8 protein-coding genes are annotated in these 12,074 nt (G+C 48.6%); 2 read left to right on the top strand and 6 right to left on the bottom strand.

What is annotated here, in order from left to right; all coding sequences use genetic code 11:
• Positions 1-125 precede the first annotated feature (125 nt).
• From G5137_RS13960 to ecpA, 5 genes are all read right to left on the bottom strand, one after another.
• On the bottom strand, positions 126-1,742 hold the full coding sequence (locus tag G5137_RS13960) for a hypothetical protein (RefSeq protein ID WP_421255559.1): 1,617 nt from the start codon (positions 1,740-1,742) through the stop codon (positions 126-128).
• 113 nt (positions 1,743-1,855) lie between these two features.
• On the bottom strand, positions 1,856-2,530 hold the full coding sequence (locus G5137_RS13955) for a fimbria/pilus periplasmic chaperone (protein WP_421203629.1): 675 nt from the start codon (positions 2,528-2,530) through the stop codon (positions 1,856-1,858).
• A 309-nt stretch (positions 2,531-2,839) separates the two neighbouring features.
• Entirely contained in the window at positions 2,840-5,302 is a 2,463-nt protein-coding gene (locus tag G5137_RS13950; protein WP_421206747.1) for a TcfC E-set like domain-containing protein, read from the bottom strand.
• Between the two features lie 51 nt (positions 5,303-5,353).
• Positions 5,354-6,016, bottom strand: a complete 663-nt coding sequence (locus G5137_RS13945) for a hypothetical protein (protein ID WP_421203626.1) — start codon at positions 6,014-6,016, stop codon at positions 5,354-5,356.
• A gap of 65 nt (positions 6,017-6,081) precedes the next feature.
• Entirely contained in the window at positions 6,082-6,669 is a 588-nt protein-coding gene (gene ecpA / locus G5137_RS13940) for a common pilus major fimbrillin subunit EcpA (RefSeq protein ID WP_421203624.1), read from the bottom strand.
• 639 nt (positions 6,670-7,308) lie between these two features.
• On the opposite strand from ecpA, the gene G5137_RS13935 reads away from it, so the two are divergent.
• Together G5137_RS13935 and G5137_RS13930 are read left to right on the top strand one after the other, a co-directional pair.
• Positions 7,309-7,932, top strand: coding sequence for a response regulator (locus G5137_RS13935; protein ID WP_421203623.1), 624 nt, complete (start codon positions 7,309-7,311; stop codon positions 7,930-7,932).
• A 10-nt stretch (positions 7,933-7,942) separates the two neighbouring features.
• Entirely contained in the window at positions 7,943-11,554 is a 3,612-nt protein-coding gene (locus tag G5137_RS13930) for a response regulator (RefSeq protein WP_421206745.1), read from the top strand.
• A 25-nt stretch (positions 11,555-11,579) separates the two neighbouring features.
• Here G5137_RS13930 and G5137_RS13925 read toward each other — a convergent pair whose 3' ends face one another.
• Entirely contained in the window at positions 11,580-11,984 is a 405-nt protein-coding gene (locus G5137_RS13925) for a hypothetical protein (RefSeq protein ID WP_421203620.1), read from the bottom strand.
• Positions 11,985-12,074 lie beyond the last annotated feature (90 nt).

Here is a 12,074-nt window from a genome sequence, read left to right as displayed (position 1 = left end):
GTGGTATTGTTTTTATTGAATACTGCACCGCGAGGCAATAGTATTCATCATGGCATTTTCATTAATTGTTGTGTTATCTCAGCCTGGCAAAGCCAGGCATTAATTTGGTTAATATATTGGCAGCATCAATTCCAGAGACCGGTAAGAATGATTTTTCCACTCTGATGAACGAGCCCTTCCCAGTCATCACCGCTCACTGTTTTTCTGGTCATATTGTCAGTGAGTGAAAATTGCAGGCCCAGGTCATAGAAGCGGGTATAACCTATACCCCCCTCATCCCATTCTTGTGCTGGTCGTGATTCAATAATCTTTCTGGACCTCAGGTCTATGGGAGGGCCATTACACTCTATGGGCGTGGATACCGGCTGGTTACCAACAGAGTTGAAGATGATGCTGGTAGGCACAGGCACTGCCCGGGAGGATTCGATTTGTCCGTCCGGGTAGAAGGTACACCGACCCTGATGGGGAATACCGACATCTTGCGTGACTTTGACCTCCAGTCGGGCCGCATTGGTATAACCGGTTTCCGACAGCTCGTAGTTAAACACCAGATTGTCCTTGCCCACCTCACCGGTCTGATAAGGCGATGGGTTACCATCGGCCGACTTGATGCTCACTGTCTGTGCTCGCGGTATAAACTCAAACCCTCCCCTAAAAGGTATGGATAGACCAAACAGGTAACCGGTTGAATATGTGGCATACAGTTCCGCAATGTCATCGAAATGTATTTTATTTTGCTTGTACATTCTCTTGAGAAGTGCATTATTGAAAAATACTTTAATCTGTTCTGTTCCGCTCCGGCTTCTAATCCTTGCTGAGTTCACTATAGTTGTATTCCCAGGATAAATAGGCGCCCAGTTAATTTGTGGGCCAAACTTGAAGGCGATTAATTCATTGCTACCAGATAGTCTTTGCTTGAGAACCATAGAAAAGAAATATTCATCTAAGGGTGAATAAGGGGGATACGGAGCCGGTACCCAGCTTAGGTTGTATGAGGCAATGGTGCATGTGAGCCCATCGCTATCGCCCACCCTGTCAGCAATACAGGCGCCGCTCCCACCGGGGGCAGGAGTAGGGTTGCCATTGCTATCTATCACAATCTCTTCATTGATATCTTTGCTGACAAACTTGATGTGCCCGGCCTTATTGGTGGTTAATTTACGCACGCGCCAGTCGTGTGGCTGGGTTTGGGCGGTGCAACGATTGGAATTGTTTGTATCTTGGTAGATGCAATAGTGGAGGTCACGCACTATCGATGTGCCTACCGGCGCATCGCGCAGATACCAGAGTGTATTTTGCGATAATCTGCTGCTCAAACCATAGGAACTGTGCCCATAGTCGCTGAAGCCATAAAAGCCTTTGGCGTCTATCTGAGCAGGCCTCGCTCGTGGACTGAAACCGCTGCACCCCTGCCTAAAATTGCCACCATTATTATTGCTACACAGCAAACTTGCATACGGGAAGGAAATGGGGCCATCCTCCCATACATCCAGTTTGTAACCATCAGGTAAGACTCGTGGTAAAAAATTATCATCGTTACTAAAAGCCAACACTCCATTGGTCTTGTCCAGGTTATAGATGTTAACATCAGTAGGTTTAGGCGTACGAATGAGCAAATCGGGGTGCCCCTCTACGCTTACGATGACCAGATTCGATTCTTTGTCGATATAACGGACCGGGGTGTTGGCCATCACCTGGTAACTACCTAGCAGTAGCAGCAATATTTTGGAAAGATGTGTCATGAGTTATCCTGATATGTTCAAAATATGTCAACCCAGTCGTGTCTTGAATACTGTTTTCAGTCCGCGACGTTTAGGGATGCATCATCACGAAGAGAAGCGGATACGCTTATGCGTTAAGCTGGTGAGCATGCTTGACCTATGGTCATAAAACGGCGGTCATACACGATCAGCTTCTGATTGCCGGATTGTGAAATCTTGGTGTTATACCAAGTCTCCCCCGGTAGCAGATATTTGGTATCTGCCGTGCTGTCTGGTTCATCACAGCCTTGTTTGACAATAAACTCAAAGAAGGTGTTGCCTGTGTTGCGAATCGTCCCTTCGCTTTCATCGAGCTCGTAATTGAATTTCTCCTGACGGGGTCGCACCACCAGAATGGATTGCACCTCAATGTTCAGCTCCAGTGTACCTTTGCGATCGACGGGTGGTTTTTTTTCAAGCTGGGCTGCGGGTGATTCGACAAAAAAGACGCGATAGTAGCGCTCCTGATCATCCTTGGCTCCCTTGTAATAGAGTTTGACATTTTGCCTCTGCCCTTCGTGCAGTACAAAGCGTTTGGGGGTGTACAGCAGCTCACCGGGCAACATGGCCAATGGGTAGCCTTTGGCTGTGGGGTCGCTTATCTTCTGTGCTTTGACTTCATACACCTTGGGTAAACGGTCATTATTAATAATGGTCCGCGCTATCAAATCACTTGATGGTTCCATGATTGCTGTCATGGCACCTATATCAATGGCTGTGACGGGGAGCCCCCAAACCAGCGAGATCAAACACAAGAAAGTACGATACATATCTATCTCTTCCAATAATAAGTTCTGGTGACCTTCATCATGGCCTGGGGCATTTTGCTATTCACCATCTGTCGATCATTCGATGAGTGACCGGAGCTTTGATTGTCATCAACATTACCCGGAGTGATACATCCTTCCTTGATAAGGTGCTGCTTGTACCACCTTTATCGGTCTCACAAGCCAGCTGTCCTCGGTTTCGTTTTCAATTAACAGGAAATGATGGCGTCGTGCTTAATCACAATGACCCAATATCCGGTGCAGTCAGCGCAGCGTACAACCATTGCGTCGAGCAAAGAGAGGTCTTCACGGTTAATTCCTTGTCACCATCGCATATGTCGGCAGCCCCTTGCAGGTAATGACCCCTATCCAGGCGGCGCCAGTCTGCTCTTCAAGATCCAACTCCGCCTCACAAAAATCACTGCCGCGGCGGAACATCAACATGGGGTTGGCTTTATCCACATCCAGAGAGAACTCCCCTGCTTCATTGGTGACCGTGCTGCCGATGTGATTATCCAACCTGGCATTGGTCAGCAGGCTGCCATCCTCTGCCTTGATGATGCCAAACACTGTGACCATCTCTTTGATATTGTTGCGCGCATCCAGGGTGGCCACGTTGCCGGGAAACAGGGTGTAACGTTGTTTACCGGTGTTTATTTCATAGCTGTCCATGCTGGTTTTGCTGTTGAGCAGCTCGATTTCATATTCCTGATAGGGTTGCAGGGCCAGGAAGGTTTTCTCACCTTGCAGGGGATAGTCCTGGCCATTGACCTTGGCCAGCATTTGTCCACCACCAGATAACCCGGTATCGATAAGCACGCCAGCGTTGGCCTCGTTCCTGCCTGATGCTGCCAGGTGTTCACCCGCAGTGGCGATCGAGCCCCGTGCGATCAGGTTGCCGTTAAGATCACCCTGACTGCTGCGCGACAGACTGGAGGTGCCGCTAATGACTTGATGCTCGAAGCCCAAGGTACCCGAGAGGGCGGGGGAACCTCGTTCATCACCGTTCAAGACCTTTTGGACGTTGAGAGAAGCCAGGTTGACAACCCCCTCCAACCGCTGCTGGTAGTTGAGGTTGGCAATGCTCTGGCCCTGTTCGTTGCTGCTCATGCCCATGCTGAACAGCTGGCCCAGCGGCAAGCTGTAATCGAGCGTGATGCTCTTGTTGCTGTTGCTACCGATGCGGTCATCATTGCCGCTCTGCACGCTGGCGCGCATCGACAGGTTGCCATAGCGACCGGAATAGAGGTGCTGGTAGTAGTCCAGATAGTTGCGTGTGCTGCCTATCTCTTTGTCATGGGTAGTGCTGAACGAGAGTTGGCCCAGGCCATTCAGCCAGCCGCCAAGGCTCAAACTGAGTCCTGATGAGTAGAGGTGGCTTTCGCTGAGGTTAAGGCGTGAGCCGCTGCTCAGCTTCTCTTGTGAAGCCCAGAGTGACACATTGTCGATCGGTTGTACGCTGATGTTGCTACCTGCTCGCCAGGCGCTATCAGAAGAGGCCATGGCCTGGGCGCCCAGGTTGATGCGTTCATGGGCCTGCCACTGTATCCCGCTTTCAGCAACAACGGCCTGGTTGAAGGCATAGCTGGTACCGGAATAGGTGAGGGCATCCAGGGTGCGAGAGAAAGATACGCCCAACAAGGGAGAGTCACCCTGCTCATCTGAGGTTGATTCCATCCAGCCCCCCCACCACTGCCAGCCCCAACGGCCGACGAACTGGTTGCCCCCTCCCAATTTGGTGACGCGCTGGGTGCTGGTGTCGGTCAAACGTCCATCAACATAGACTTCAACGGTGACGTTATAGACACCACCAGGGAAGGAAGTGGTATCAATACTCTGGTTGCCGATATTGAGGTTCTGCAGCCCAATCAGACGGCCATCCCGATAGATGCGCGCTTCGCCGTTGGCGGGCATAAAGACCTGCACCGGGGTCGTGGATTGGTTGGCGTTCTGCTGGCGAGACTGGGCCTGGTTGCCATAAGAAGCACCATAGATACGTCTGCTGTTCAGGGCTGTGACCATGCCCAATGTTTGCAAATCCCAGGTCGATACCATGCCAGCGGCCAGACGACGATCATCCAGATCCCGCTCGTACATGGCACTGTAAAGTGTGCCGCTTTGCTGTGGCTCGCCCAGGTTGAAGAGAGAACCATCCAGCGTCATGTGATGCGCCCCGTAGCCGAAGGTACTGCCAAGCTGGACAAAGTTGGAGTCGAGATAGCCGTAATCCGTGTTGTTGAAGGAGTAGCCCAAGTTGTAACGATGCACGCTGGTCAGCGCCTCTACACTGGGTGTCAGGCTGGTGCTTGAATCTTGGGTAGCGGCCATCCCAAAGGCATCGCGAGAAACTTCTATATTCAACTGCATGGTGAGCAAATCCAGCTTCATGCTGGCATCGGAATTGACCTCCAGATGACCTTGCTCATCAAAGGTGCGTTGTTCGCTATCGGCAGAGAGGGTCGAGACCAGCGCCTCGTTGAGCTGCGTCTGTTGCTGGCTGGCACCGAAGTCGATATTCAGCAGTTGCAACTGCTGTTCTCTGAGCACCAGAGTGGCACTGCCAATCGGATCTGAGGTGAGGGTTTCTTTCCCGCTCAGTTCATCCCGATAGTGCAGTAGCACAGGGACTGACAAACCATCGCGCAGTGCACTGGCAAAACTGGCTGGAATGATGACATTGGCAAGGCGCAACGGTGCGATCGATTCTGCGGCTGCGCTGGTGGCAAGCAATAGAGCGGCAACACTGACGGCATATTGTTGAATCCAGGGGCGCATCATTTATCCAAAGTAGTGATTAGTCTGCTGCTTGAGCTGGTCGCTGCAAGGTTACTTGACGGTGGCAAAGTCTTTGCCGAGCCAGAGACCGACGTGACTCTTCTCGTGATTGGTATCAACCCGTTTGAAGACGCGCTGTTTGCCCGGCAAGTCGTAATAGGTCTCTTTGCACTGCTTGCCCGGTTGGTCGCGGCAAACACCATAGGCCACCACCCGATAAGAGGCATTGCCCCGATTGGTGAGCTCGCCATGGCTCAAGAGATAGTCAAAGCGTACCTTGCGTGGGGTCACCACCAGAATGGTGCCGATCTGGGCAGAGGTAGTGGCCATCGCCTGACGACTCTCGTTGCGCTGCTCATCCATGGAGAGCGCCGTATCGCGCCAGGTGATGCGGTAGTAACGCTCCTGGTCATCAGCGGGACCTTTATAGAAGAAACGCACGTTGTTCTTCCCCTTGGCGGGCAACATCATGCGTGCCGGTGAGAGCAGCAATTCACCCTCTACCTCCATCGGAATGTCTACCCCTCCTTCTTCAGGGGATGAGATACGCGAGATATTCACCGTTACCAGTCGAGCCTGGTCACTGTTGTTTTCAATCTCTTTGGCCACTTCGGTTTCATTGCTATCGATAAAGGTCGTGACCGACCCTACGTTGATCGCATTGACCACCGGCAGATAAAACAGGCCTGCCAGCAGAAAGATCGTGAATCGCATGATGGTGTTCCGTAATTAAAAAAGGGGGACCAGATTGGCCCCCCAGTTGGAGTCGGGTGGCGTGTTTAGGCCCAGCTGGCGACAAACTCAACGCTGACCTCACCAGACCAGATACCGTCAGGCAGGGTGGTGAATGGAGCGTTTGTCCCATTGACGGTGGCGCTGTCGATATTGAAGCTGAAGGCGGCCTGAGCACTGGTGCGCTCACCAGCGGTATTGGCGCCCTGTGCAACTGGTGCCAGGTTGCCACCATTGATGCCGGCTGCGGTGTCAATCAGGGTGGTGTAGCCTGTGGAAGCGACCGGCTGGCCCATCCAGAACACACCCACATCGACAGTTGAACCGCCGCTCAGGTGGTTCAGGGTACCGCTCAACTTCTTGGCCTTGAGGGTAAATTCGGTCAGCTCAGCGCCCACCTCGCCGGCATTACCCTGAACGCTAACGTCGAACAGGCCATCGACGGTGTTAAAGCCCTTGATGCCTTCGGCATATTGGAATGCGAGGCTGCCCAGCGGAGTGACGACCAGGTCGCTACTGGTATCTTTCTTGGCTGTGGCTTTCCAGGTTGCAATGGAAGGAGGTGCTTCAACTGCAGCATGGGCAGCAGTTGACGCAAAGCCAGCTAGAACGATGGCGATCAGAGTCTTTTTCATTATAAATCCTCGGTTGTTTTTATATTCTGGTGATTGAATATGCGTTCTCGTGGTCTTGGCTGGTATGCAATGCACTTATTATCGGAATCTCACCGCGACATGCCTGTTTGCCAAGATGGAAAAATATTAATCGGCCATGTTTCGAGATGCGACCAAAAAGCATGTAGGACAATTCCTAAGGTGCATTTAAAAAACAACAACGGAGTTTGTTGTTTTTTTGTTGGTTATTTCGGCGACTGTTGTTGCATCGATGTTTTGGCAGGGATGCTTGAAACAATCTATTACGAAATAGTTATTGCTAGACATAACAATGTGTTAAGTGGTAATCGAAAGTACCTTTGCTTTACCATTCCTTAACGTATAGTTATGTAGGGAATCTTATAAAGGCATTAATTATCAATGATTTACAAGTAGATCTTTCTCTCCGTTAGCCATGGCCACATTCAGCTATAATCATGATGCATCAGACATTCATGTATTAGCTCCAGCAGTAAATGCCAGATAAGATTCATGATTGATGAGGCGTTCATTAAGCTATTAGAAAGCTTGGCTATGGCTTGATACGCCTTAGGAACTCAAGTAAAGCTAAGAATAGACAGCATTATTTTGGTTTTCAGTTGGATCCGTCCTGGAGGGAGCATGAGAAAAGTATTGGTTGTGGATGATCATCCAGCAATAAGAGTTGCCATTCGCATATTGTTGCAACAAGAAAATTATATAGTTGCGGGTGAGGTTGATAATGGTGTTGATGCCCTGTCAGTTTTTAAAAAAATCAATCCGGATATTACTATCATTGATATCGGAATTCCAAGTTTGGATGGTATAGAAGTGATTAAAAGAATTAGAATGGAGGGATCGCCTGCTATTATCATTGTTTTCTCCGCGCTCGATAGTCAACATAATATGTTAAGGTGTTTGCAAGCCGGAGCAGATGGTTTTGTCTCAAAATTAGATGATATTATGATGCTTAAAAAGGCTATATTGAAATGCCAGAGTCAGAAAAAAGCTTTTCCAAAAAAAGTTATGCATCATGGGAAATATGCAGAGCTAATTGATGGAGATAATATTTTCAGCACCCTATCAAGTCGAGAAATGACAGTGTTGCGCAACCTCTGCCTTGGCAAGGCAAATAAGGAAATTGCTATAGATATGTTGCTTAGTGAAAAAACCATCAGCACTTATAAAGCACGACTGATGGCAAAGTTAAATGTTTCCAATATTGTGGAGCTAATAGAACTAGCAAAGAGCAAAAGTCTTTTTTGAGTGGACGCCAATGAAAATGAACAGCTTCATTAAATATCTTGCTATTATGCTGGTGATACCTTTTTTTAGCTTTGCATCATCGAAAGACGAATATATTAAAATTCATTCTCGTGAGAAATCGTATAACTATAAAAACACCTTGCCGGCATTTAATGCTGAACAACTAATATGGTTGCGTAAAAAAGAGCAATTGGTATTGGCTGTGCCATTGCCTGATAACCCCCCCTTGGATATTACCATTCGCTCAGAAAACTATGAGGGTGCAACGGCCGATGTACTTGGATTGCTGTCGAAAATTCTTGATATAGATATTTTTGCCAAAAAATACCCTTCACGTGATGCAGCGATCATGGCTGTCAAGATGGGTGAGGCTGACATGATCAGCTCTGCCAATGGGTATGAGATAAATAATGGATTGTTATTAACGGATGTCTATCTTGAAGATCAGCCGGCTCTCTATAAAAACATCAGTGTAAATAATAAAAAGATAAAAAATATTACGGTGGCAGAAGGTTATTTGCCTATGGCCGAAATAATAAAAATATTACCTGGTGTGAAGATAGATATACATGCCTCAAAATACAGTGCGGTAGCTGCGGTTGCCTATGGTGAGGCTGATGCCGTATTGATTGACATGATATCAGGTAACTTTATTGTCAATAAGCTTTATCAGGACAGTGTGCATCTGGTTAGACCACTTTTTGCGCAGACCAATGGTTTTGCATTTGGACTCAAGTCTGATGATGATCTCCTAAGAGATATAGTGAATATTGCTCTCCGTGTCGTCACCACGTTCCATCATGACTCTATTTTGAAAAGATGGAGTGGTGGGGGCCTATCTATCGAATCAAAGCCTGCCATGCTGACGGAAGAGGAATGGCAATGGATCAATAGCAAAGGGGAGCTTAGAATTGCGGTAAATAAAGGGGCACCGCCACTGAGCTTTATCGATGTCAGAGGTAACCTGCATGGCATCTCTCTGGATGTATTACAGGTGATTGGTGCCAAGCTCGGCATTCAGGTCACTCCCGTACCTATCGGCTCTTCTCTTGAACAGCTAGAAAGACTGGGGCGCAGAGAGGTTGATGCCATCGTCATTACCCCGACGAAAGCTCGTGAAGACACGCTGCTGTTTAGCCGTGCGTTTATGCTTGATCCCATTGTGATGGTCGTTAAGAAAAATCCACAGCGACCATCTGCCAGCGAGATATTAGAACGTGGCCGTATTGCGCAGATTGAGGGTGCTCGATTGGAATATCCTTATGGGGGCCAGCTATCAGTCAATAAGCCAGTATGGGTGAAAAAACTTACTGACGCGGTGGAATGTGTCTTCTCTGAACGATGTGATATGGCACTGGTGCCACTGCGAGCAGCCAAGTATCTGATTAACTCAGAATATTCAGATAGCTTGATCATTGCTGGTGAGCTTTTTGATTCGATGCCAATAAGAGCATCCTTTGCTGTCAACCAAGATCAGTCAAACCTGATTGGCATCATCAATAAAGTATTGGCCTCCATCCCACCTGATGAGCTGGATATATTGGCATCTCGCTGGCGAGTCAGTGCAAAACATGATGAAATGTCTTTTTATGAGTTTATAGTTATTTATGCTAAGTATATTTTTGCAGCACTGCTGACGCTGGTATTAGCCTTTTTTTGGATACTCTATTTGCGCCGGCAAGTCAAGCTGAGAAAAAAAGCGGAAATAGAGCTGAATGCACAGCTTAACTTTATTGAAGAGTTGGTGGATAGTACTCCCCATCCTATTTATGCTAGGGATGTAACAGGTCGCTTGATACTCTGTAATAGCAGTTATGCGGCATTTTTTGATGTTGAAAAAAGAGACTTAATCGGCTTGACAATAGAAGAATGTGAGCGACGCTGGCCATATATGTCAGTCCTTGGCGATGTTTATCGAGGGACTCTTCAGGATGCAGAGCCCAGAGATGGCGATCATGTATTGCTGCTGACCGATCGAGTTTTAAATATATATCACTGGATACAGGTTTTTCGTGGCCTTTCAGAAGAGGTCGATGGTGTTGTCGGTGGCTGGATAGACATCAGTGAACGAGTCTCTTTGATCGAGAGACTAGATAATGCAAGCCGTGATGCTCAGGCGGCCAGTCGTGCCAAGTCAACCTTTTTAGCCACAATGAGCCATGAGATCAGAACGCCGATGAATGCCATCATTGGTTTGCTTGAGTTGACATTAAGAAAGGATGGCTTGAATACGGAGGACCGTGATGCAATTCGAGTCGCCTATCAAGCGTCACATGATTTACTAGGGTTGATAGGTGACATACTGGACCTTTCAAAAATTGAATCAGGCAAACTGGAGCTGTCTCCATCACCGCAACAAATCAATGTACTTAACCAGTCTGTAATCAATGTTTTTTCTGTCGTAGCACGTCAGAAGGGACTGACCTTGAAATTATACGACCAGCATGATGTGGCCGTCATGGTTGACCCTATTAGGTATAAGCAGGTGCTTTCCAACTTAGTGAGTAATGCCATTAAATTTACCCGCCAAGGCGGTGTCGAACTGGCGGTTGATTTACGGCCAGATGGAGAATGGTGTGACATCACCGTAAGTGTCGCTGATACCGGGATCGGGATCAGTAAGGAAGATTTGGAGTATCTGTTTTTGCCCTTTAGTCAGGCTACGCAACCTGCCGATATACAAAAATCTGGCACCGGGTTGGGACTGATGATCAGCCGGACTCTGTGTCAGATGATGGGAGGTGATCTGGAAATAAACAGTGAGCTGGGACTGGGGACAAAGGTAATCGTGTCGCTTCGTTTGCCTCTTGCGGAAACCTTGGCTGTCCGAGAGTGTGGCTCAGAAGAGAGGTTTACTCCGTCATATGACAATGCGGGATACCGTATTCTTGTTATTGACGATCACCCGACAAATCTCTTGCTGGTCAGCCAGCAACTGACATTTTTAGGTCATGAGGTGCTGACGGCCAGCTCAGGTAAATCCGCTCTGCAACTGTTGTCACAGGAGCCTGTTGATATCATCATTAGCGACTTCAATATGCCTGATATTGATGGTTTGGAATTTACCACTTTGCTGCGCCAGCAGGAGCGAGATAATGAAGCCGTGCGTACCGTAGTGATTGGTTTGACTGCAGATGCTCGCCAAGATCAAGTGCAGAGGGCCATGGAGGCTGGGATGGACGATTGTTTGTTCAAGCCCGTGAGTCTCGATGACCTCAAGGCATGCTTGGCTACCCACCACCCAGGGAAAATATTGCTGGCTCCTGAAGATATGGCTACTCGATTCATGCATAAATTGAGCAAGCTTACGGTAGGGAACAGTGAGCTGATGAGCGTATTGATTAATGAGTTTGTCACTGCATCTGAACAAGACATGCAGCATCTTGCTGAAGCCTGTATGCAAGGTCATAGCCAGAAGTTCTTGGCCCAGCTGCATCGTTTGAAAGGGGGGGCCAGGATTCTGGGAGCGGATGAATTGGTTGCCTGCTGTAGCGAATGGGAGCAGTCACCTCGTCTGTCGGTTTGCATGCCCGCAGCATTGAGACAGGTCCGAAATATGTATCAACAGGTAAAGGCTGGGGTCGATTATTGGAATAAAGCACACAAAACGAGAGGGGAGTAACCCCTCTCACTGCGGTCTTAGGCGATTACCAGTAGGCTACTAGCTCATACCCACTTTCGGTTAGCTGCCCAGCAGACTGGGCCGTTTGTTGATATGAAAGATAATATTGTTCCGTTGCTGGGACTGACTGGTACTTTGTAGTGAGCTTTTTGCCATTAAGCATCACAGTGGGGGTATCACTTGCCGTCGACAAGGTGCGAGCTTTAAACGTTAACCCGCTATCGGGAGAGGTTAGCTTGGCTGCCAATACTTGAGCCGCCGGGTTTGTTGTGGAAATGGCTTGTTGCCCCGGATGCAGCAAGCTGACGGAGGATTGGCTGTCTTTGCTGGCTGTTGCTTGCCAGGTCACTGTCTGGCTCAGTGTTTGTGCCTCGACCTGGTTGGCAATCAGCAGGGTGGGGAGTGCAAGCAGCAGGAAGTTCTTTTTCATGATGTGTATCTCCTGTGTGGTGGCCCCGAATGGAGTCAATTTCTCTATCGGCGAGCATTAGAAAAAGCTTAGACCGACCTGGAGTGGCAC

It is taken from the genome of Aeromonas sp. 600282 (genome assembly GCF_049175755.1).
Lineage (GTDB): Bacteria > Pseudomonadota > Gammaproteobacteria > Enterobacterales > Aeromonadaceae > Aeromonas > Aeromonas veronii_A.
Note: the sequence above shows the minus strand (reverse complement) of the source record. Positions and strands in the feature narration are given on the sequence as shown.

Excerpts from the sequence above, each read along its gene's own strand:
- G5137_RS13945 (WP_421203626.1), bottom strand. The coding sequence starts at position 6,016 with ATGCGATTCACGATCTTTCTGCTGGCAGGCCTGTTTTATCTGCCGGTG.
- ecpA (WP_421203624.1), bottom strand. The coding sequence starts at position 6,669 with ATGAAAAAGACTCTGATCGCCATCGTTCTAGCTGGCTTTGCGTCAACT.
- G5137_RS13960 (WP_421255559.1), bottom strand. The coding sequence starts at position 1,742 with ATGACACATCTTTCCAAAATATTGCTGCTACTGCTAGGTAGTTACCAG.
- G5137_RS13930 (WP_421206745.1), top strand. The coding sequence starts at position 7,943 with ATGAAAATGAACAGCTTCATTAAATATCTTGCTATTATGCTGGTGATA.
- G5137_RS13925 (WP_421203620.1), bottom strand. The coding sequence starts at position 11,984 with ATGAAAAAGAACTTCCTGCTGCTTGCACTCCCCACCCTGCTGATTGCC.
- G5137_RS13935 (WP_421203623.1), top strand. The coding sequence starts at position 7,309 with ATGAGAAAAGTATTGGTTGTGGATGATCATCCAGCAATAAGAGTTGCC.
- G5137_RS13955 (WP_421203629.1), bottom strand. The coding sequence starts at position 2,530 with ATGTATCGTACTTTCTTGTGTTTGATCTCGCTGGTTTGGGGGCTCCCC.
- G5137_RS13950 (WP_421206747.1), bottom strand. The coding sequence starts at position 5,302 with ATGCGCCCCTGGATTCAACAATATGCCGTCAGTGTTGCCGCTCTATTG.